We start from the raw sequence: 22,707 nt of genomic DNA on the forward strand, positions 1-22,707 counted from the left end.
GCATTTTATATAAAAAATTGCCTTTGTTGTGTTATATTTTATAATATTTCCACATTTTTTTTAAATTAAATTAATTGCAGATAAATGTTAAATTACTTAACTTTATTAATTCCTTCTCATTTTCAGAATCTAACTTCATCTATGTCTATCCCTACTTCTTTAATATATTTATTGTGATAATCGACTTTATCTTGCATTAATTTTACAAATTCTTTTGACTTTTCATTTCCATATACTGCTTTTGCTGCTGTTTGAGACATATGGAATCTATCCATTTCTGACATTAAACGAATATCAAAAGAAGTTGTTATATCACCATTTTCCCTATATCCATGGGTAAACAAATTACGGTTATGACGTAAAAAGAATATATCTCTTAATAAACCTTCAAATCCATGGAAAGCAAATAAGATTGGTTTGTTTTTTGTAAACACTGAATCAAATTCTTCATCAGATAATCCACGAGGATCAACACTTGGATGTCTTAATTTTAATAAATCTACTACATTAACAAATCTGATTTTTAAATCAGGGAATTGTTTGTTTAAAATTTGTACAGTTGCTAATGCTTCTAGTGTAGGTTCAGTTCCTGAAGATACTACTACTAAATCAGGTTCTTGATTATTTGATACTGTAGAAGCTCAATCAATTACTTTATATCCTTTTTCAACTAATTCTTTTGCTTCTTGAACATTAAATCATTGTTCTCTTGGTTGTTTAGAAGCAACTATTAAATTAATAACATCTCTTTCTCTAAATGATTTATCTAAAACTGCTAGTAATGTATTTGAATCTGCAGGTAAGTATTCACGAATTAATTCTGATCTTTTGTCTGCTAGATGTCCTAATATACCTGGGTCTTGATGTGTATAACCATTGTGATCTTGTTGGAAAGCTGTTGATGTTGCAATAACATTTAATGATGGGTAATCATTTCTTCAGTGAACTTTACGAGCTTTAACTACTCATTTCATATGTTGAGTCAACATAGAATCTACTACTCTTAAAAACGATTCATATGAAGCAAAGAATCCATGACGTCCAGTTAAAACATAACCTTCTAAAAATCCTTGAGCTTGGTGTTCAGATAATTGTGAATCAATTAATCTACCAGCAGGACTTAAAAATTCATCTAAGTCTGGTTCAATTCTTTCCATTCATTGTCTGTTTGTTACTTTAAAAATATCAAACATTCTGTTAGATTTAGTTTCATCTGGTCCAAATGCACGGAAGTTTGTAGGATTTCTTTTAATCATATCAGCAAATCATGAACCTGCTGTTGCCATATCCTGACCTTTGATTTCACCTGGTTTATCAAACTTAATTGCAAAATCTTCTCATTTACCAAAATTTAAAGTTTTTGGATTTACACCACCATTTGTAATCGGATGCATACCCATTCTTTTATTTCCTTTTGGAGCAATTTCTGCAAATTCTTCTTTAAATGAACCATCTTTATTAAATAGTTCATCAGGTCTATATGATAATAATCATTCTTTTAATTCTGCTAGTGTATTAGGATTTTCTTGAGTTACTGGAAGCGGTACTTGGTGTGATCTAAAACTTCCTTCATATGTAAGTCCATTAATTTTGTTTGGACATGTTCATCCTTTTGGTGTTCTTACTATTAAAGCAGGTCAAATTGGTTTTTTAGCTTCTTCTGCTGATTTTTTACGAGCTTCAGTTTGAATTGCTTTAATTTTTTCTACAGCTAAATCGAATTTTTCTGCCATTTGTTTGTGAATACCAATTTGGTCATTAACATCAGCTTCAACAATTATTGCTTCTCAACCAAACCCTGCTAACATTTTTGTTAATTCATCATTTGATTTACGAGCAAAAATTGTAGGATTAGAAATTTTACCACCATTAACGTGAACAATAGGTAAAACTGCACCATCGTTTACAGGGTTAATGAATGACGAAGCAAATCAACCACCTGCTAAAGGACCTGTTTCTGCTTCTCCATCACCTATTACTGTAGCTGCTATAATTTGTGGGTTATCTAAAATAGCTCCTGTTGCATGTGAAAGTGCATATCCTAATTCTCCTCCCTCATGTATTGAACCTGGTGTTTCAGGTGCAGCGTGAGATGCAGTTCCACCTGGGAACGAGAATCTTTTACACATTTTTGTTATTCCTTCAACATCTTTTGTTATTTCAGGGAATAACTCTGTATAACTTCCATCTAAGTATGAATTAGATATCATTAATTGTCCACCATGACCTGGACCAGAAATATAGAACATTTCTACATCGTATTTATTAATAACACGATTTAAATGTGCATAAATTAAGTTTTGTCCTGGTATTGTCCCTCAGTGACCAATTGGGTACTTTTTAACATGTTCTGCTTTTAATTCCTCATGTAAAAGTGGATTTTTGTGTAAGTACATTTGTGCAACTGATAAATAATTAGCTGCTCTTCATCACGCATGTACTTTGTCTAGGTATTTTTTGTCGTAAAATTGTGTTTTTTTCATTGACATACTCCTTAATTTTAAACTTTTAATAAGTTACATAACTAATTATTTTTCATTATCTGTAATAACTGAATATGTTTTTATATTATAATAAAAAATAATTTTATTAGTTATAAATCTTGTAAAAATTATTTTTTTTTGGTTTCAAAATAGTGAAAATTTCCATATTTTAAATTTTGTATTATTATATTGTTTTGGTTTATTGTAATAGAATAATTTATATTTTAATAATCATTGTTTTTTGTTAAAATATAGAAGCTATACTAATGGACAGGACCTAGGTGAAAGACTAGGCATAGGTTGGTTTTAGCGCTAAAACATTTTTTATAAAATATAATATATATAATCTTAAAATTGAAAGGATTTACATAATATGGCAAAATTAGATTTTGACCGTTCAAAAGAACACGTTAATGTTGGTACAATCGGACACGTTGACCATGGTAAAACTACATTAACAGCTGCTATAGCTACAGTTTTAGCTAAAAAAGGTTTATCTGAAGCTCGTGATTATGCTTCTATTGATAATGCTCCAGAAGAAAGAGCACGTGGTATTACAATTAATACATCACACATTGAATATCAAACTGAAAAACGTCACTATGCTCACGTTGACTGTCCTGGTCACGCTGACTACGTTAAAAACATGATTACAGGGGCAGCTCAAATGGATGGTGCTATCTTAGTTGTTGCTGCAACAGATGGACCAATGCCTCAAACACGTGAACACATTCTTTTATCTAGACAAGTTGGTGTTCCTCGTATCGTTGTTTTCTTAAACAAATGTGATATGTTAGAAGGTGAAGAAGAGATGATTGAACTTGTTGAATTAGAAGTTCGTTCACTTCTTTCAGAATACGGATTTGATGGAGATAATGCTCCAATTATTCGTGGATCTGCTAAATTAGCTCTTGATGGTGTTCCTCAATGAGAAGAAAAAGTTATGGAATTAATGGATGCAGTTGATACATACATTGAAACTCCAGAAAAAGACTTTGAAAAACCATTCTTAATGGCTGTTGAAGACGTTTTCACAATTACAGGACGTGGAACTGTTGCTACAGGACGTGTTGAACGTGGAACATTAAGATTAAATGATGAAGTTGAAATAGTTGGATTACATGCTACTAAAAAAACAGTTGTTACAGGAATTGAAATGTTCCGTAAAAACCTTAAAGAAGCTCTTGCGGGAGATAACGCTGGATTATTACTTCGTGGAGTAAACCGTGAAGATATTGAACGTGGACAAGTTTTAGCTAAACCAGGTTCAATTATCCCTCACACAGAATTCGAAGCTGCAATTTATGTTCTTAAAAAAGAAGAAGGTGGGCGTCACACACCATTCTTTAAAAACTATAAACCACAATTCTACTTTAGAACAACAGACGTTACAGGTGGAGTTGAATTTGAAGCCGGACGTGAAATGGTTATGCCTGGAGAAAATGTTAACTTAAAAGTTAAATTAATTGCTCCTATTGCTGTTGAAGTTGGAACCAAATTCTCTATCCGTGAAGGTGGACGTACAGTTGGTGCTGGTTCAGTAACAAAAATTGTTAAATAATAGTATTCAAACATATGGAAAAAGCTGACTTATGTCAGTTTTTTTGATATTTCTAGTTTATAATTAAATAACATTATTAATGTTATGAAGGAATTTATGAAAAGAAAAATCATAGATTTATTTGCTGGTGCAGGTGGTTTAACTTATGGTTTTTGAAAAGAGGGTTTCGACATAGTTGAAACTATTGAATTTTGTAAAACTGCAACTGAAACTTATAATTATAATTTTAAAACTAATATTATTCCGTTAGATATAACTAATCAAGAAACAAAAGATAATTTATATAATGACTGGACTAATAAAATTGATTTAATTAATTGGCGGTTTTCCTTGTCAAGGTTTTTCGATGACAGGAAAAAGATCACAAGAAGATGATAGAAATAAATTGTACTTGCACACAGTAGATATTATTAAAAATATCAAACCTGAAGTTTTTGACTGGAAAACGTTAAAGGAATTTTATCTTATAAAGAATATGATGGAATTAAAGTTACTGATAAAATAATAGAACTACTAAATAAAAGTGGATATTATTGTAAATTTATATTATTAGATTGTTCAAAATTTGGTATACCTCAAAAAAGAGAAAGAGTAATTTTTATTGGTACTAAAAAGAAAAATAAAGATAAAGTAGATAAGACAATCAAAATGTTAGATAATTATAATGAAAAGGTAATGAATGTATATGAAGCAATTTTTGATTTAAAAGATGCACCTGAAAATATTGATTTTAATCATATTTTTAAGAAACATAAAAATGATTTTATCGAAAAAATTAAAAACACTCTAGTAGGTAAAAGTCCAATGAAAAATTATTCTGATGCTTTTAGAAGAATTGATTATCATAAACCATCACCTACTGTAAAAGAAAATCATGGCGGTGTTCATATACACCCAGAACTACATAGGGTTTTAACACCAAGGGAATTAGCTAGATTACAAAGTTTCCCTGATGAATTTATATTTTTAGGTACTAAGAGTAATATTTTAAAACAAATCGGTAATGCTGTTCCACCTAAATTATCAGAAGTAATTGCTAAAATGATAAAGGAAATCTTTTTCTAGATGAATAAGAGTAATAATTATGAGTAAATTCCTTATTATTTCAAGAGAAACTATTAACTTATGTTCAAGGTATTTTTGATAAATCAAATTGAGAACTAGAATTAAAACTTAATGATTTTAATCTTTTAGTTAAACAAAGTATTATAGAATCGTCAACTGTTATTGGTTATTGTATAGAAGAATACTTAACTAAAAAAACTAAATGACTACACAATAAACAAAGAAATTAAAATTCAAAGGTTAATTGAAAGTAACAAATACAGTTATGATTGTTTGTATGAAAATGATAGTGATGTATTTTTAATAAATATAAAATTAGAAAAGAAAAACAACAATGCAATCGCTGCTATTTCTCAACTTATTTCAGACTATTAATATTGAATAAACAAAGACAAACAAGTCCATTTTATGGTTTTAAAAATCAACTATTCATTTAATAAGGATTTAGAAAATAGAAAAATTGTAATTAATGAATTAAAATCTTTTTACTTAGAGGAAATAAACTTTGCAAATGGACATTTGCAAGACCACAGAAATTCAAGTTCTAATTATAATGCTAATTCAGGTAGATTGATTATTTCTCCAAGTTTTTATAACAAAAATAAAAATAAAGATTCGGAAATTTCATATATTAAAACTTTTAAAGAATTAAAGCAATTAAATTAATTATCTATTAATTATTTCTCCTGTATCTAAATTATGTATAATGCTTGGTTTATTAGAACCTTTGCCAAAATCATATACATTTAAAATTTCTGGAAAAATATGGTGTGCTTGATCTAAATTAATTGGTGGGTAACCAGACTTATTTGCACTCGAAACATACATTGGTCCGTTTTTAATAAGAAATTCTAATAATAATCTTGAATTAGGCATTCTAAAACCTTGATTGTTAACTATTATGGTATGAGGTCCAGGTCATAGTTTTAATGCTAATGAATTTGCTTCTTCATTTCATTCAGAAAATTTTTGAACTTGCTCCATTGACCCAACTAAAATAATAATCTTTTTGTCTAATGGTCTATTTTTTAATTCATAAATAAGTTCTAAGGTCCTTGGGCCCACTGGTCCTCCAATACCTGTTACTGTATCAGTAGAACAAATAAATAATTCACTATATTTTGAATTCATAGAAATATTATACAAAAGTATATATTATATTAATAAAGGAATTTGTCATTCCTTTATTAATTGTTTATTTTTATTCTTTTTTTTCTATATTTATAATTTGCATATTATAATATGCACAGAGGTACAAAAGGAAAATATGAAAAAAGATAAAGGGATAGAAAAGTTTATTTATTTTTTACAAGATTTAACAAATTCTGATCAAAATGGAAATACAGGAGAAGAATTTGAAGAATTAATTAAAAGAAAATTAAGAAATAATGATTGTATTTCTTATTCATTTAATAATAAAGATGAAGTTTCTTTTATTAAAAATTTCTTAACTATAGATAATGATACAAACACAAAAAAATTTACTGAATTAAGATCTCGAGTATTATAAATAAAAATAATTTAGAAGTTATTTTGAACACTTTTAAAGGGTACTTTAAAAATGATATATATATATCAACCATTTGGATCACAAAATTTTCCATACTTTTTGATTTTAACAAATAATTATGTAATTCCCTTAGAAGTTAAATTTTCTAAAAGAAACAAGAATTCTGAACTACCTAAATGAAATAGTAATATTCCTAAATCAAATGCTATTTACTTATATGCTAATTACAAAAAACAAAAACCTATAATTTTTTTAGGGATGACTTTTTAGGACATGAAACAAGAATTTTATTAAATAATTATTTTATGAGTTTAATCAAAATAAAAAAACAAAAAATTTGTTAGAAAGAATAAAAAAGGATGAAAATTCTTATAATCCTTTCGTTTTATTTCCTAAAATTAGAACAGACTTTTTGTATAAAGATGATTTCATTTTTAATAACCAAGAAAAATTAAATATTTTTGAATTTTCACAAATTATGAATTGAAAGGAAAATGTTTTTTCTTTACTAGAAGGATTATTAGAATATGAAGAATAACAAATTAGACCAGTTTTATACTAATCCCAAGGTATCAGATTATTTGATTAAAAAATTAAATAATATGTTTGACCTAAAGCGATATAAAATTTTTGAACCTGCTGCAGGAACAGGAAACTTTATAGATTCATTATATAAATTAGGCATAGATATTAATAGTAATATTTTTTCATATGATATTGAACCAAAAAATAATTCAATGATTAAAAAAGCAAATTTCTTAGACTTAAACATAGATGACTTCATAATTAACAAAAAGAATAACTTAGTAATCACTAATCCTTCTTTTGGGAAAAAAACTAACTTAGCTATTGATTTTTTAAATAAGTCACTAATTTTTTTCAGATATTGTATGTATGATTTTACCAAATACTTTTAATAGATATTCAGTACAAAGTAAAATTAACCCTAATTCTAAATTAATTTAGACAGAGAATTGACCAAAAAATTCTTTTATTGTAAATGATAGAGAATATTCAGTAAATTGTGTTTTTAAATATGGACCAATAAAAGTTTAAAACATGGTATTCAGATAAAAGATTAAAAAATAATAAAACTAACAAAATAAATGGTCTAGAACTTTTTATTCACAACAACACAAAAGCAACATAAAAATATTTTAATAAAGATATTTATAATTGAAATTTTGCTATAGTTAGACAGGGTTTTTATGATTATTCAGTAAAAATAACAGATCCCAAAAAATTAATTAAGAACAGACAATATCTTTTCATAAAAGCAGATAATGAATATTTATTAAATTTAATTAATAAAATTAATTTTACAAAATTAGCAGAAAAAAATACTACCATTAAAGTTTTTTCTAATACAAATTTAATTAGTGAACTTTATAAATTACACATAGAAAAAATAATTGAATTTTAATTATCAAAAACATAAACAAATTATAAGGAGTCATAAATTGTGAAAATTTCCTAAATTTTTATCTCTTTATATTTGTTTATTTTTATTTTTACTATAATTAAGATATGCCAGAATATCCAGAAGTCACAGTTGTACAGAAATCATTAAATAAATATATACAAAATCAAAAAATACAAAAAGTTGAAATAAAAATAAGTAAATTAATTAAGAATATAGAACAATATGATTTTATTAAATATCTTGAAAATAAAATAATTTTGAATGTAGAAAACTTTGGTAAATTCCTTGTATTTAATTTAGATGATGGAACTAGATTAATTTCTCATTTAAGAATGTCCGGAAAATATTTCATTAGAGAAATGAATGATCCAAATTTACATTCTTATAAGCATGACTGCATTTATTTTTGATTAAATAATTGCGTTTTGGTTTATAATGACTCAAGAATGTTTGGTTCTTTTGAAATTGTTAACAATTATGATAAGAGAACTCTATATGAAATTAAAAATCTTGCTCAATTACCAGATAAAGTAGATCCAATAGAACTGTATAAAAAATTAAAATCAAGGAATATAAGTATTAAAAAAATACTTTTAGATCAATCATTAATTTTAGGGGTTGGAAACATTTATGCAGATGAAACTTTGCATAAAACAGGTATTTATCCTATGACACCTGCAAATCAAATATCTTTAGAAGAACTAACTAACATACTTAAAAACGCATCAGAAATTATGGAAAAAAGTATTTTACGAGGTGGGTCTAGTGTTCATACTTACAGTTCAGTCAACGGTATAAGCGGAAAGTTCCAAAATGATTTATTAGTATATTCAAGAGATAAAAAAGAATGTAAAACTTGTTTAAAAGATAAAATAGTTAAAGTTAAACTAGATTTTAAAGAAAACGGAAGGGGGACAAGTTATTGTCCGACTTGTCAACCACGAAAGGAATATAATGTCTAAAAAATTAACAATTGTTGTAGATATGCTAAATGGTTTTGCTAAAGAAGGTCCGCTCAGCAGTAATAGAATAAAATCTATCATACCTAATATAATTAAGGTATTAGATAAATCACAACAAATTTTATTTGTGTGTGATGCACACTCTGAAGATGATATAGAAATGGAACAATATCCTATTCATTGCTTAAAAAATACAAAGGAAGCTGAAATTATTAGTGAACTTAAACCTTATTCTAAATCAGAAAATTCAAAAATTATCTATAAAAACACAACCAATGCTTTCTATGAAATAAATCCAAAAATTTGAGATTATTATGATGAATTTGAACTGGTTGGTTGTTGCACTGATATTTGTGTGTTACAACTTTCTTTATCTTTAAAAACTTGATTAAATAAAATAAATTCTAATAAAATAGTTTCAGTTATAGAAAATGCAGTTCAAACTTTTGATAGTCCTAATCATAATGGTGATTTAATGCATAAGTACAGTTTAGAAATAATGAGTCAAGCAGGGATTATAATTAAATAATGTCTAAAACAATAGACTTACATGGACTAACATCTGAAGAAGCAACTATTTTGCTACAAAAAATAGTTATTGATTTAGAAGACAAAAAAATAAATGAAGTTTCTGTTATAACTGGTTTAGGATCTGGGGTTATAAAAAACACAGTAGAACGTTTTATTAATCATTATAATTCAGTTAATAATCAAAAGATACAATATACAATTGAAAACAATGGTGGCAAGTATTTTTTATATACTATAAACAATTCATATGGATCATACTATCCAATGCAGATTAATAATTCAAGTGTAGATCAAAATGATATTAATGATGAATTTGAATTATTTTTAGATGATATTGACTTTTAAGAAGGATTTATATGATTTTTTTAAAAAACTTATTTTCTAAAAAAGATAAAACTAATTCAATCACTATACCTTTTAAGGGTTTTTTTATTGATATTAATGATTATTTTGATAATAAATTTCACGATAATGAACTAGGTAGTGGTTTTGGTATCAGATTAAATCAAACAAGTGGTATTTTTGACTTTATTTCTCCTTTTGATGGAAAAATAAATTTAATTTTCCCCAACAAAAACGCTTTTGTCCTTGAAACTAAAAATAACTTGTCTTTATATATACAATTTGGAAATATTACAGAAAAACATATAAATAAACTTTTTGTAAATGAAAACCAAGATATAAAAAAAGGAACCAAACTATTGTCTTTGGAACTAGATAAAGTTAAAGATGATAAACTCACCTCTGATATATTATTTTTGGTTCTTCTGGAAAATAATAATATGAAAATGGATCTCACACAAAATTGAATGACAAATGATTTAATTGCAGAAAATACTCAAATAAGTAATATAGTAGAAATTAAAACCTAAACTTTTTTAATAGTTTAGGTTTTAATTTGCGTATTCAATAAATTAAATAGTTGAACTATTTCAGACACTGATAATTCTTGAATTCTTACATTTTCGTTTTTATTAAGTAATTTATATGAATTTAATATTTTTTCCTTATTATATTTGCTTAATAAAGAAAAAGTTAATTTTTTTCTTCTATTAGAAAAACATAATTTAAAAAACTCTTTAATTTCATTAAATTCATTTAGAGAAATTTCATCCTTAAAATCTAAAGAAATAATAGCTGAATCTACTTTTGGGGCAGGTAAAAAACAGTTAGATGGAACTATGAATTCTATTTTGGGACTACTTATATATTGAGATGTTACTGATAACTTTGAATAGTCATAGGTATTAGGTTTAGCACATATTCTTTGACCCACTTCTTTTTGTACCATTAATATTGCTTTACTAAACTTATCTTTATTTTCAAATATTTTAAAAAGAATATCAGTGGTAATGTAATACGGTATGTTAGCTACAACAATACTTTTTGGTAAATTACTTAAATCTGAATCTAAAAAATCTTTATTTATCAAATTAAAATTTTGTTCTTTAATTTCTTTGTTTAATATTTCTACCATATCAGAATCAATCTCATAAGCAATTAGTTTATCTGTTTTTTTTAATAATTCTTTAGTTAGAGCACCCCTACCTGGTCCTATCTCTAAAATAGATTCATATCTATCTGGAATTAAATTTAAAATTTTTTTAATGATATTGCTATCTACTAAAAAATTTTGTCCATATTTTTTTTTAGCATAAATATCTTTTTTCATTATAAATTAAATAAAATCCTTAAATTTTTATTGACTCTGTCAACAAATTTATCCATTCCAACATTTTTTAATCCTGCTAGATAATAAGAAACATAGACAACTGTGTTGGGCTCATTTATTTCATCTATATAAGGATGTGGTCTTAAATAAGGAGAATCAGTTTCTGTTAAAATTCTTTCTAGAGGTATTAATTTGATTACGTCTCTTGTATTTTGACTTGAACCAAATGTAATTACACCACTAAATGAAAAATAAAGATTTTTAAATTCTAAAAACTTTTGTGCTCATTCTGTGTTTCCTGCAAATGTATGTAACATACATTTTAAGTTTGGATATTCTTTTAATATAGAATATACATCTTGGTAAGCTTGAAACGAATCAACTTTGTCACGAATATGTATCACAGCAGGTAAATTATATTTATCAGCTAATTTTATTTGATTTTTAAAACTATCAATTTGTCTATTTTTGTCAAGTCCATCTTCATAATAATAATCTAATCCAATTTCTCCAATACCAGAAATATATTCTCTATTTTCTAAAAGTAATTTTTCTACCTCTTGATAATCATTTGCGTTCTTTCCTGCTTCTGGATGGGTACCAATACATGCTTTAAAAACTGAGTATTTCTTTGCTAATTCAATAACTTCAATATTTTCTTTAGGATGTCCTCCGTTGTTTATAAAAAACTCTACTCTATTAGTTGAACTTGCACTAACTATTTCCTTGATAACTTCAGGATTCTTATAATAAGTTAGATTGATATGACAATGTGCATCTACAAATTTATTTTTCTTTTTTGACATACTATTTACCTAAACAAAAATTACTAAACATAATGTCTAATAAATCTTCTCTATTTACATTTCCTTTTATATTTTGTAAAGAATCTCAGGAATTATACAAATCAATAATTACAACATCAAAAGTTTGGCTTTCTGATAAAGATTTTTTTGCTTCTTGTAATGAAACTAATGCAGATTTGATGTGAGATAATTGTTGAGTGTTAGAAAAAATTCTTTCATCTAAGATATCTATATTTTGAAACTTCTCAATAAGTGCTTCTTCTAAATTTTTAATATCATTTTTTAAAGCTGATATAGTTATACAATTATTGCAATTGATATTATCAATTAAATCTGATTTATTCTGTACTTTTATATAAATTTTTTCATTTAACTGTGATTGTTTATAAATTAATTCATCAAATTCGTCTTCCCTTTGAGTTGGGTCAATAATATGTAAAACTAAATCTGATTTCTCAATTTGTTCAATTGATTTTTCAATTCCTATCTGTTCTATTTTTTCATCAGTTTTTCTTAAACCTGCTGTGTCTACTAATTTAAATAAAATTCCATTAATTTGATATGATGCTTCAACTAAATCCCTTGTTGTTCCTGCTATATCTGTTACTATGGCTTTATCTTCACTTAATAAAGCATTTAATATGCTACTTTTACCAACATTTGGTTTACCTAAAATAGCAACATTTACCCCTTCAAATAAGTATCTTGAATCTTGAGAAACTTTAACTATATTTTCTAATTCATTTATTAAATTATCAATACTATTTATCATAGAAGTATTATTCATTTTTTGTACATCATCATATTCAGGATAATCTATATTAACTTCACAAATACCTATTAACATAGCAATCTTATTTAAAAATGTATCTATTAAGTTTGATGTTTTTCCTTTAAACTTATTAACATTACCTTTTGCTTGTAAAATAGTTTTAGAAAAAATTAAATCATGAATGGCCTGAGCTTTTACTAAATCCATTTTTCCATTTAAATATGCTCTTCTAGTAAATTCACCTTTTTCTGCTAGTCTTGCTCCATTACTTAACAATAATTCTAAAATATAATTTGTTGTTATTATTCCACCATGACAGTTAATTTCAATAAGTGGTTCTCCGACATAATTATTATAAATAATTGTCTCATTGCTTTTTTTACCTAAAAATCACATTATTAAAACTTCATCAACCAATGAATCTTGATCATATATATGACCATAAGTGATCTCATGATCACTACCTATTTTACCCTTGTATATTTTTTTTATTATATTCAGAGCTTCTGGCCCAGAAAGCCTAACTATTGAAATTGGTTGGTTCATTCTAGAACCACTACTTATTGCTGCTATTGTGTCAAACATTATTTTTATATTATATTAAAATTATATAAAAGATTAAATTATGTAGTCATTAATAATTCAATATATGAAAATTTCATATATATAGTTTATTATTAGTCCTTTATTAGTTCTTTTATTGTCCGCTTAACAAATACTTTTATATTAGTGTTATAAATATGTTAAGGAGGGATATATAAAAAATTAAAAGGAATAATATGAATAGAGAAAAAGAAACACATATAGCACCATTCATTTTTGTTACACAAGAAACAAATGAAAATTTAATAAAAAATAAAGATAATTATAATTTTCAATTATCACTGATGAAAAAACTTTTTGATTCTTATGATAATTATAAAGACGAAATGATTAAGAAACTTCTAAGTTTAAAGTTTAAGAATGAATATTTATTGAAAGATACAACTAAAGAAATACAGCAAGTTGAAAAATGCTTAGAAGATAAAAATAATGTTATTCACACAATTTTAAACTATCTAACACCAAGAAATGCTTGAATAATAGAAAAATGTTATTTAGATAAAGTAACAAAACATAACACAACTTGATATTCTGATCATTTTTCTAAAACTACTTTTTACAAATACAAAAAGGAAGCAGTATCACAATTTGTTAATTACTTCTACAACACAATCATATCAACATAATAATTTCATTAAATCAGTAATTAACTTTGATTACTTATATGAACAAGAATTTCTAGATACAGATTTTAAATTAAATTTCGGATTAGATTTAATACCTATTTTTAACGAAGAGCAATCACTGATATCAATTGACTTCCAAAAAAAAGAAAATATAAAAAAATTTTTTTGCGATTTATATCTTGATTCAGATTATGTAAACACATTTAACTTTGATTCTGAAAAAACAAATGTTTTAGTTCCTTTGAATAAAAAAGAAAAGGTAATCATTCTTGTTTTTAGGGACTTAAGTAATAAAGTTTTAAGAAGGATAAGGATCAAAGAATTTATTGTTAATCAAGAAATTAATAATTTTAATTCTGTCAGTGAATTAAACTTAATCCAAATACCATATAAAAATACAATAAAATTTATTGGTAATGAAATTCTTAAAAAATTTAAATTTTGGAATGTTTATACAAATTTATTGCCAATAAATAAAGAAATTCAAAACAATAAAATATCTGAAATTACTATATTTATAGAAGATGAAAAGAAATCTACTAAATATAAAATTCCTTCATTACTAGATTTCAAAATAAAAAATATTGATACGAGTTTTTCTAACTTAGACAATAATAAGACAGATAAAATATCTTTAATTTATAATAATAATCAATTAAAAGATAATGAATTAAAGTATGAAGTTTTATTTAATAACAACAAAGAACTGAATTTATTAGTTTCTTCAGCAGATGGTAGGCTAAAATTGAAAAATGATGTTGTAGGTAATATTAAACAAGAATTTAAAATAGAAACGAATTATGGTAATTTTAAAATAAATAAATACTTTAATATAAAAAAAGACTTCATTAAAAAAGAAACTAAATCAGTAATCATAGAAGATATTACTGAAGATAATTTACACTTGGATTCAAATGAGCTGAAATATCTAGCAAAATTAGATATATTAAAGAATATAGAGCAATATAAAATAAATCATTGATATAAGAAAAGAAATGAAGAGGATATATAAATTAAGCTTATCACTAATAATATGTTTTGTTTGTATAGGTATAGGTTATACTTTTTTTACATTATTTAAAACCAATAAAAATAGAGATTATTTAAATAATGATATAAAAAGAAATACAAATAATGAAATTACGGTTAATTTTCCTAAATTAGATGGTGAATACTTTAAAAAATTTGTAAAGACAAATTTAGAAAACGAAAATTATATAGATGCTGAAATAATACAAGAAATTATTAAAGATATAATAAAAAGGTTTCCTACAAATGCTGGTTTTTTAGAGTTTGATTACGATCAGATATCAAATAAAGAAATATTGCTTTTCATAAAGTACAAAAATAATGATTATGAATTATCTAAAAAATATAGAATAAAAACTTAGTTTTGGTATACTTAATTTATGAATGAAAAAATTAGTGAAATAATACTTGATAATTTTAAAAAAGTTTCTAAAAAAAAAGTTAACATCAATGATAATATTCGTTCGTTAGGTGTTGATTCACTTGATTTAGCAGAATTAGTTATAGAAGCTGAAGAAAAATTTAATATTAGTATTTCAGATGCTGAAATCTTAAAACTTGAATTTGTAAAAGACGTAATCGAGTTAATTCAAAACAAAATTCAATAAAATGAATTTTCAACGTAATAAATTATTTAATGTGAACTGAATTATTATGTTAAAAAAGTACAAAAATTCTAAATATTTTTTGTACTTTTTTGAACTTTTATAATATTAAATAAGATACATATAAATATAATACAGAATGACATATGATTAAGTTTTTAAAATTTTTACCAGTTAAACATATATAATAATTATTATTTGTATAAAATTAAAAATGTTATATCAAATTATAAATTTGAATATATATGTAAATATAAAATTAATATTAAGAAAGTAAAACAAAATTAAAGTATAAATAAAAGAAAATATTTTTTATTTTATAAACTTCAAATCAAACAAAGTTATGTTATTTATTAAAAAGAGGTAGTTATGGAAAACTTAAAAACAATTAAAAACTATCTATGGTAGATTTTTTACTATAACTAATCCTTTTAAGAATAATTATTTCTTCAAATGATATAAAAGTATTGAAAAATATTATGATAAACCTGTTTCTGAAATGACTTTTTTAGAACCTTTTGCCGGAGAAAACAACATAATTGACTTAATTCAAGAATTAAATTTAAGTCAGCCGTTAAATTGGGATTGCTTTGATATAAACCAACCAAAAGAAAATAAAGTGCCTGAATTTGATATTAAAATACAAGACACTATCAAAGAATTTCCAAAAGTTTATAAAGTAGCTATAACAAACCCTCCATATTTAGCTAAAAATAAAGCAAAAAAATAAATATTGAAAATTTTGATAACAATTATTCTGATTTATATTTAAATGCATTAGACAAAATGTTAAATAATTGTGATTTTGTTGCTTGCATTATACCTGAATCATTTATTACTTCTGGTCAATACCATGAAAGATTATATTGTGTTATTTCTTTAGAAATGAAGATGTTTTCTGATACAGAAACACCGGTTTGCTTAGCTTTATTTAACAAAGAAAAAACAAATGACTTTTTTATTGTCAGAAACGGAATTGACATTGGTTATTATTCTGAATTAAAAAAATATTTCTCTGAGTATAAAACAAATATTGATTGACAATTTAATGATCCAGATGGTTTAATAGGATTATATGCTGTTGATAACACAAAAAGAAGCAAGTATAAAATTTCTTCCTGGAAATCAAATAGATAAAAACTCTATAAGTCATTCTTCTAGGTCTATTACAAGAATATCATTTACAGGCTTTAAATTAAGTGATAATGAATTATTGGAATTCATAAAATTAAGCAATGATTTATTAAATGATTATAGAAAAAAACTTATGATGTTTTTCTCACTGCATTTAAAGGTTTAAGAAGTGATTTAAAATATAGGAGAAGATTAAACTATAAGATAGCTAAAAACATTTTAAATCTAGCTTATAAAATTTTTAAAGAAGGAAAATAATGGATATATATCAAGAAAAAGAAAACGAAATAAGACTTAAAAATAAAAAAGATATTTTGCTAAACTTAAGTTAATATGAAGAAAAAATTAAAAAATATGCTAAAAGATTTAATTATGATTTTCATTATTTAGTTCAAGTAATTAATGAAAATGAGTTCTTATTAAACTCTATAATTAAAGAACCTTTTAAACAAAATTTCCATGAATTAGTTGTAAAAGATTATGTATTAGAACATATTCCAGAATTTATTAACTTTATAAAATTACAAACAGACTCTAATGAATCTTTATATTAATCATCAGGTAACATAATTAAGAAAAAATATCTTACAACTAATAACCATACAAAATCTATTGATTTTTATTGAGAAATGAATATAAAAGGTAAAAATATTAAATTTTATGCTTGTCATAAGTACACAAAAGAATCAGGTGGAGCGCAAGATAATCAATTTAAGGATTTACAAAATTTTTTAGAACATGCTAAGCAATATACTAAAAAATATAGTATTTTTGTAGGAATATGTGATGGTGATTACTATCACAAAAATAATCAAAAAAAAATTAATTGCTCTTAAAATCGGTGTCATAAATACAAATTGTATAGTAACAAGTTTAAAATCACTAAAGAATGATGTTTTAGAATTTGTACAAGATAATTACACTGAATAAAAATATGATTTTTTGCAATCATATTTTTATTCATTAAACTGTTTATATTTCATAATAAAAATTATAACTATGAACTTGTTTTTGGAGATATTAAATAAATTCCTAATCTGCTTATTCCAGTTCCGTGGATTTGTACATCCCCTGGTTTAGGTTCAACTATTTTTAAATTTTGTTCAAATAGTGTTTCAGTAATTTCAAACTCATTCTTTATGGATAAATTAGCTATTGGTCTATTCCCTCATGAGTAAATAATTAAAAGATATGTTCCATCATCATTTTTACGCACAGTAAGTTCTGATTCATAGAGTTTTTTAGTTTCATCATTTCAAATTCATAAAATATCATTTGGATTGGTGACATATTTAACATCCATTTCTCTCATTGATTTATATTTTTTTCTAAGATTAATTAATTTAGATATTTTATGATATGATGAATTTTCATCATTTATAATGTCTTCAATTGTTCCTTGACCAGAAGAGGCTTTTGTAGATATTACATTGCTATTATCTCTTGTATCAGCAAAAAACACTCTACGACGCAAATCTTTTCAATTATATGCTTCACGAACATTTGTGTCAGGAGATTTCATTGCTCCTTGCATTAATAACTCATTACCATTATATAAAATAGGTACACCACCTCTTGATAATAATGAAAACATTGCATATTCATATGCTGAAACTTCTAAATCTGATAATTTATGTGGTGATACAGTGATTGGTATATTAAACTCTTTTTTAAAATTATTTATTCATCTTTCTACATCATGATTATCTAAAAAAGGCATCCATTCATGTTTAAAACCATCTCTTGTTAAACTATTAATAACATTAATTTCATCATTTCAGTTTAAAGAAACATTCGTAATACCTTTTCATTTTGTACCATCAATAACTGAACTAATTCCGTTATTTTCTCCTCAATAATCTTTTATTATAGGTTCAGCTGGGTCTCTTCATCATTCTCCAAACAACAATGTTCTTAAGTCTGTACGGTTAATATTATTTTCATTTGCTTTTTTATATGTATTTTCTACTACGTTTCTTCATCTGTTAAATAAATTTCTTGTTTTTTCTGGGTCATTTGTGTTAAATTTCTTAGAATTTTCAGATTTAAAATAATGTTCAAAAGCATCATATCTAAAACCATCTACACCTTTTGCTGCTCAAAATTGATGTATATAATCTAACTCTTGTAAAACTTTTGGATTGTTTAAGTTCAAATCAGGCATACCTCTTCAAAATTCTGCTACTCATTTTAATGTAGTTGGTATTGGATTATTTTTTGTGTTAATAAAGTCATATACATTTCTAAAATATTGTCTGATATTATCTTGTCCTTCTTTATTTCTTTTTTGACCATCATTTTCATAAAAATAATAATAATCTTGAAATTCTTTATTTCCTGCAAGCGCTTGTTGAAATCAAGGATGTTCATATGAAGTATGATTTAATACCATATCAATAACAACTTTTATTCCTTTTGAATGTGCTTCTTTTATAAATTCCTCGAATGCCTGTAAACCACCTAATTCAGGAGCTACATCTGTATAATCTATAACATCATAACCATGATAACTGGAAGCAGGATGAATAGGTGATAAATATAATGTGTCAATACCCAAATTAACAAAGTAATCCAGTTTATCTTTAAGGCCTATAAAATCACCAATTCCATCATTATTACCATCAGCAAAAGAATAAACAGTTAATTGATACATAACATTAGAATTATTTATATTTTTAAATGGAGCAATATATTCAAGATTTTGGACTTCATCTTCATAAGATAAATTAATTAAATTTTTTTCCTTAATTATTTTTCCAAAGTAAGGATCGCCTCAGTTTTTCAATTTTTTTAATTTGACTAGTTGATTGTTTCAAGGTAATTTTCTTTCTTCATCAAATGAATAGTTTTGAACTCTATTTAAGTTAGTATCAATACTCAGTTCATCTCATATTGGGTTTTCCTTTTCTACAAAATCAAGTTTAGGGTCAATAACCTCAGTAAAATCATGAACGATCATTTTCGTTGTTTTTTGATTAGGTAATGTAATTTTTTTGTCGTTAAATTTAATATATTTAAATTCATATTCTTTAGATTCAATATTTTTGCTATAAGCAAAATATTGATTTTCAAAAATGCTTTCTTTTATTTTAATTGGTAATTCAAAATCATCAAGCACAATTATGTATTCTTGGTTTAAGTCTAATGAGTTTTTTGTTTTTAAATAAAAAACACTTTGATCTTTCTTTGTCGATGAATTCGATTCAATACTTTCTAAAATTTCTAATGAATCAGATTTAGGTATTTCTGTTTTTTTAGGTTCATTCTTTATACAAGATCAAGCAAAAAAAGGTATAGTTAAAGTTGAAAAAAGACCTAATCTTTTGATAAAATAATTAATTTTCTTGTTCATTTGGTTCCTGTTCAGTATTTATTCTGTTGTATGAATCTATTCTTGACATAAGGTCTTGGTATGAAATTTCTGACCTTGTATTATCTTTTTTAGGTATTTTACCAGTTTGAGCACTTAAAGTATTTAACTCTTTTTTAATAATTGCCAAATTTAAATAAGAATTATAATATTCAATAAAGAAATTTGCTAATTCTTCTATATTTTTGTTTTCTTTGTCTTTTATTAAACTATCAATAAATCCTTTAACTCTATTTAAAACTTCTTGTTTTTTATTTTCTATTGTATCATTGTGTGTTAAGGAATTCGAAAGTGTATCAATGAAAGAATTAACAAAATTTATGTCATCACCTTTATTGGTTAATTGGTTTTCTGGTAAACCAAAGACAAAATAATCTTCTAGTTTTCTTAAATGTAAGCCTGAACCATTTTCTTTATACGGATGATAACCATTATTGAATGAAGATTCGTTTAAGTGGTCTATTCCTATAACATATTCCTTGTTATCACTTGTTTTAAATGTTGAAAAAGTGTCATAACGAAATATCTTTCCTAAAACATTCCTTAAACCTGTAATATTGGATAACTTAGTTATAATATCATTATAAGCAGTTTGATCATATGTATTTAATTCTGATAATAAATTCATATATAAATCATTTGATGTTTTTACATTTGATGAATCAAGAATTGAATCATTGTTTTTTACTTCTCAAGGAATAAAATTATTTTTATTTTTTGGGTCGTTTTCAGTTGAATTTAAATTAATGCTCTCTTTAATATTATTAAATTTAGTCTTTGAATTTTCAACATATTCTTTTAATTGACTAATATCTATTTCTTCTTTTGTAAATCCTAATTCTGTTCAAATATTTTCATAATTGTAATTGATTGTTTGTTTTGAAGATATTCATTCATCATGTTTAGTTTTTAATATATTGAAAGCAACAGTAATTTTTTCTATATGAACTTCATTTTCTTCTTTTGTATTATTTTCTATAGATGTTTTTGCTTCATTGATCTTTGATTCTAAAACTAGAAATTCAGTTTCATAATTACCTTTATTACTTGATTTATCATCTCTTGAAAGATTAACTAAAGATTCTGCTTCTGAAATTTTAGTTTCTAATGTCTTTTTAGAATCTAGTAGTTCTTTTTCATCTTTAACTTTATTAAATAAGGTGTTTAACTCATTTAATGAATCTACTTCTTGTTCTTCGCTAGAATTAGAATTATCAAGAATACTTTTAGCTTTATCTTTACCTTCATTTAATTTAGTTTTTAAGTCTGTATGTATTTGAGAACTTAGATGTGTATTGATAAATTCTGTAATTTCATTAATTTTGTTTCTTAGATTTATTTTTGAATTTCTTACATTTGAATCTATGTCGCTCTTTGTTTCTTTATATTCATTAAATTTATTTATTAGTTCATTTTGTTTATTTGATATTTTTTCTAAATTATCAAGACTATCTAAATTTTCTTCTAAGTTATTTAAAAATGTCATAAATTGATTGTTTATTGTTTGATATTTTTCTTGATTATTTGATTTTACTACTTCTTTATGCTCATTAATTAAAGATATTAAATCACTTAATTTATTATTGATTTCATCAATTTTATTTTTATTTATTTTTGAATTATTTAACATTGATGATAATTCATTAAATAAATTGCTTAACTCTTCGATTGAAATATTGTCTATATTATCTTTAATATTATTTCATTCATTTGTTTTTTCTGATAAAGCATTTTTAATAGACAAATATTTAGAATCTAGCAATTCATTTACAAAAGAATTCATTTCATTAACCTTATCTTCTATCAATTTTAAAATAGATGATTTGTTTTTCTCTAAATCAGAATCATTAATTGGTTTATCATATTCTGCTTTTGCTTTTGAATATAGTTCTAGTAAACCTTCAAAATATGTTGAGTTTAGTTTTGAAGATAAATTTCAAGAATTCATAAGGGATTTAAATTCATTATATTTCTTGATAAAATCTTTAATTATTTGATTGTCAATTAAATGTGGTTTTGTGTTTATAAAACTTACAATAACATCAAAATTTTCTTTATTTAATTTATATTTTTCTAAATAAGAAGTATATAAATTAATAGAACCAAAAAGATTCAATAAAGTAGATTTAAAATTAGTTAATTTATCATTAAATACTAGATGTTCTGTTTTTGAATCATTTAACATTTCTTTCAAAATAATAATAGTGTTTTTGCTTTCTTTAATAATGTTAAATATTTGGTTTGAAGAAGAGATTAAATTGTTTTCTGTTTTTAAAATTGCTTCATTTTCTCTTAATTTGTGCTCTAAATCATCTATTTGTTTAACAAATATTTCCTTTTGTTCATTACTTATTGTTTGATTATTTTTAGTACTATCAGTATTGCTTTTTTCTTTGCAAGATACAATGATAAGAGGTGTTGAAATACCCGTTGCTATAGTTAATAATAATTTTATTTTCTTCATATTTAAATTATATATGTTTTGATTTTTAGTTATTTTTCTTAACTATATATAGGATTTATTTTGATATATCAAGTTATAGAAAAATTTCCAC

27 protein-coding genes are annotated in these 22,707 nt (G+C 24.4%); 20 read left to right on the plus strand and 7 right to left on the minus strand.

Features of this window, described 5'->3' with window-relative positions; genetic code table 4:
* Positions 1-92: 92 nt before the first annotated feature.
* Positions 93-2,483 (minus strand): phosphoketolase family protein, encoded by a 2,391-nt coding sequence (locus T405_RS00945; RefSeq protein WP_036430195.1) that lies wholly within the window; start codon positions 2,481-2,483, stop codon positions 93-95.
* A gap of 373 nt (positions 2,484-2,856) precedes the next feature.
* Between T405_RS00945 and tuf the strand changes: the two genes are divergently transcribed.
* From tuf to T405_RS03690, 5 genes are all read left to right on the plus strand, one after another.
* Positions 2,857-4,044 carry an elongation factor Tu gene (tuf, locus tag T405_RS00950; protein WP_036430197.1) on the plus strand — a complete coding sequence of 396 codons (1,188 nt, stop codon included), beginning with the start codon at positions 2,857-2,859 and terminating at the stop codon, positions 4,042-4,044.
* 96 nt (positions 4,045-4,140) lie between these two features.
* Positions 4,141-4,422, plus strand: coding sequence for a DNA cytosine methyltransferase (locus T405_RS04020; RefSeq protein ID WP_258408953.1), 282 nt, complete (start codon positions 4,141-4,143; stop codon positions 4,420-4,422).
* Entirely contained in the window at positions 4,391-4,549 is a 159-nt protein-coding gene (locus tag T405_RS04125; protein WP_258408954.1) for a hypothetical protein, read from the plus strand. Before T405_RS04020 ends, T405_RS04125 begins: the two co-directional genes overlap by 32 nt.
* On the plus strand, positions 4,483-5,109 hold the full coding sequence (locus tag T405_RS04030) for a DNA cytosine methyltransferase (protein ID WP_258408955.1): 627 nt from the start codon (positions 4,483-4,485) through the stop codon (positions 5,107-5,109). The genes T405_RS04125 and T405_RS04030 overlap by 67 nt, the downstream gene beginning before the upstream one ends.
* Before the next feature lie 381 nt (positions 5,110-5,490).
* On the plus strand, positions 5,491-5,775 hold the full coding sequence (locus T405_RS03690) for a UpaP162 family type II restriction enzyme (protein WP_414811839.1): 285 nt from the start codon (positions 5,491-5,493) through the stop codon (positions 5,773-5,775).
* Here T405_RS03690 and T405_RS00965 read toward each other — a convergent pair whose 3' ends face one another.
* On the minus strand, positions 5,776-6,240 hold the full coding sequence (locus T405_RS00965; protein WP_036430273.1) for an L-threonylcarbamoyladenylate synthase: 465 nt from the start codon (positions 6,238-6,240) through the stop codon (positions 5,776-5,778). It lies immediately after the preceding gene.
* Positions 6,241-6,376: 136 nt separating this feature from the next.
* Between T405_RS00965 and T405_RS00970 the strand changes: the two genes are divergently transcribed.
* The 8 genes from T405_RS00970 to T405_RS01005 all read left to right on the plus strand — a co-directional run bounded on the left by T405_RS00970 (position 6,377) and on the right by T405_RS01005 (position 10,407).
* Positions 6,377-6,619 carry a hypothetical protein gene (locus tag T405_RS00970; protein ID WP_036430199.1) on the plus strand — a complete coding sequence of 81 codons (243 nt, stop codon included), beginning with the start codon at positions 6,377-6,379 and terminating at the stop codon, positions 6,617-6,619.
* Positions 6,620-6,670: 51 nt separating this feature from the next.
* Positions 6,671-6,889, plus strand: a complete 219-nt coding sequence (locus T405_RS00975) for a hypothetical protein (RefSeq protein WP_051619518.1) — start codon at positions 6,671-6,673, stop codon at positions 6,887-6,889.
* A 67-nt stretch (positions 6,890-6,956) separates the two neighbouring features.
* Positions 6,957-7,157 (plus strand): hypothetical protein, encoded by a 201-nt coding sequence (locus T405_RS00980; protein ID WP_036430201.1) that lies wholly within the window; start codon positions 6,957-6,959, stop codon positions 7,155-7,157.
* Positions 7,147-7,536 carry a DNA methyltransferase family protein gene (locus T405_RS03695; protein WP_051619519.1) on the plus strand — a complete coding sequence of 130 codons (390 nt, stop codon included), beginning with the start codon at positions 7,147-7,149 and terminating at the stop codon, positions 7,534-7,536. The genes T405_RS00980 and T405_RS03695 overlap by 11 nt, the downstream gene beginning before the upstream one ends.
* Positions 7,537-8,146: 610 nt before the next feature.
* On the plus strand, positions 8,147-9,004 hold the full coding sequence (gene mutM / locus T405_RS00990; protein ID WP_036430203.1) for a bifunctional DNA-formamidopyrimidine glycosylase/DNA-(apurinic or apyrimidinic site) lyase: 858 nt from the start codon (positions 8,147-8,149) through the stop codon (positions 9,002-9,004).
* Positions 8,997-9,533 carry a cysteine hydrolase family protein gene (locus tag T405_RS00995; protein ID WP_036430205.1) on the plus strand — a complete coding sequence of 179 codons (537 nt, stop codon included), beginning with the start codon at positions 8,997-8,999 and terminating at the stop codon, positions 9,531-9,533. Before mutM ends, T405_RS00995 begins: the two co-directional genes overlap by 8 nt.
* A complete protein-coding gene (locus T405_RS01000; protein ID WP_051619520.1) occupies positions 9,533-9,880 on the plus strand; it encodes a Smr/MutS family protein in 348 nt (115 codons plus the stop codon). The genes T405_RS00995 and T405_RS01000 overlap by 1 nt, the downstream gene beginning before the upstream one ends.
* A gap of 11 nt (positions 9,881-9,891) precedes the next feature.
* Entirely contained in the window at positions 9,892-10,407 is a 516-nt protein-coding gene (locus tag T405_RS01005; RefSeq protein ID WP_036430207.1) for a PTS glucose transporter subunit IIA, read from the plus strand.
* A 14-nt stretch (positions 10,408-10,421) separates the two neighbouring features.
* On the opposite strand, the gene rsmA is transcribed toward T405_RS01005, so the two are convergent.
* From rsmA to mnmE, 3 genes are read right to left on the minus strand one after another with little or no spacing between them, the layout of a single operon-like run.
* The gene (gene rsmA / locus T405_RS01010) at positions 10,422-11,210 is read right to left on the minus strand and encodes a 16S rRNA (adenine(1518)-N(6)/adenine(1519)-N(6))-dimethyltransferase RsmA (RefSeq protein ID WP_414811838.1); all 789 of its coding nucleotides are present in this window, start codon (positions 11,208-11,210) and stop codon (positions 10,422-10,424) included.
* Positions 11,207-12,013, minus strand: coding sequence for a TatD family hydrolase (locus T405_RS01015; RefSeq protein WP_036430211.1), 807 nt, complete (start codon positions 12,011-12,013; stop codon positions 11,207-11,209). Before T405_RS01015 ends, rsmA begins: the two co-directional genes overlap by 4 nt.
* Position 12,014: 1 nt before the next feature.
* A complete protein-coding gene (gene mnmE / locus T405_RS01020) occupies positions 12,015-13,370 on the minus strand; it encodes a tRNA uridine-5-carboxymethylaminomethyl(34) synthesis GTPase MnmE (protein WP_036430213.1) in 1,356 nt (451 codons plus the stop codon).
* Positions 13,371-13,564: 194 nt separating this feature from the next.
* On the opposite strand from mnmE, the gene T405_RS01025 reads away from it, so the two are divergent.
* The 7 genes from T405_RS01025 to T405_RS01055 all read left to right on the plus strand — a co-directional run bounded on the left by T405_RS01025 (position 13,565) and on the right by T405_RS01055 (position 17,618).
* Positions 13,565-14,014 (plus strand): MG284/MPN403 family protein, encoded by a 450-nt coding sequence (locus T405_RS01025; protein ID WP_036430215.1) that lies wholly within the window; start codon positions 13,565-13,567, stop codon positions 14,012-14,014.
* Positions 13,977-15,026: a hypothetical protein gene (locus T405_RS01030; RefSeq protein WP_036430217.1), complete on the plus strand. Its 1,050-nt coding sequence runs from the start codon at positions 13,977-13,979 to the stop codon at positions 15,024-15,026. The genes T405_RS01025 and T405_RS01030 overlap by 38 nt, the downstream gene beginning before the upstream one ends.
* Positions 15,010-15,405 carry an MHO_1590 family protein gene (locus T405_RS03700; protein WP_051619521.1) on the plus strand — a complete coding sequence of 132 codons (396 nt, stop codon included), beginning with the start codon at positions 15,010-15,012 and terminating at the stop codon, positions 15,403-15,405. Before T405_RS01030 ends, T405_RS03700 begins: the two co-directional genes overlap by 17 nt.
* A gap of 18 nt (positions 15,406-15,423) precedes the next feature.
* On the plus strand, positions 15,424-15,651 hold the full coding sequence (locus T405_RS01040) for a phosphopantetheine-binding protein (protein WP_036430219.1): 228 nt from the start codon (positions 15,424-15,426) through the stop codon (positions 15,649-15,651).
* Between the two features lie 496 nt (positions 15,652-16,147).
* Entirely contained in the window at positions 16,148-16,378 is a 231-nt protein-coding gene (locus T405_RS01045) for a hypothetical protein (protein WP_036430221.1), read from the plus strand.
* A gap of 56 nt (positions 16,379-16,434) precedes the next feature.
* Positions 16,435-16,785, plus strand: coding sequence for a hypothetical protein (locus T405_RS01050; RefSeq protein ID WP_036430223.1), 351 nt, complete (start codon positions 16,435-16,437; stop codon positions 16,783-16,785).
* 626 nt (positions 16,786-17,411) lie between these two features.
* Positions 17,412-17,618, plus strand: a complete 207-nt coding sequence (locus tag T405_RS01055; protein ID WP_036430225.1) for a hypothetical protein — start codon at positions 17,412-17,414, stop codon at positions 17,616-17,618.
* Positions 17,619-17,779: 161 nt separating this feature from the next.
* Here the strand turns inward: T405_RS01055 and T405_RS01060 are convergent, their stop codons facing one another.
* On the minus strand, positions 17,780-20,134 hold the full coding sequence (locus T405_RS01060) for an alpha-amylase family glycosyl hydrolase (RefSeq protein ID WP_036430227.1): 2,355 nt from the start codon (positions 20,132-20,134) through the stop codon (positions 17,780-17,782).
* The gene (locus tag T405_RS03705) at positions 20,118-22,616 is read right to left on the minus strand and encodes a CCDC158 family protein (RefSeq protein WP_051619522.1); all 2,499 of its coding nucleotides are present in this window, start codon (positions 22,614-22,616) and stop codon (positions 20,118-20,120) included. Before T405_RS03705 ends, T405_RS01060 begins: the two co-directional genes overlap by 17 nt.
* Positions 22,617-22,707 lie beyond the last annotated feature (91 nt).

It is taken from the genome of Mycoplasmopsis felis ATCC 23391 (genome assembly GCF_000701865.1).
Lineage (GTDB): Bacteria > Bacillota_I > Bacilli_A > Mycoplasmatales > Metamycoplasmataceae > Mycoplasmopsis > Mycoplasmopsis felis.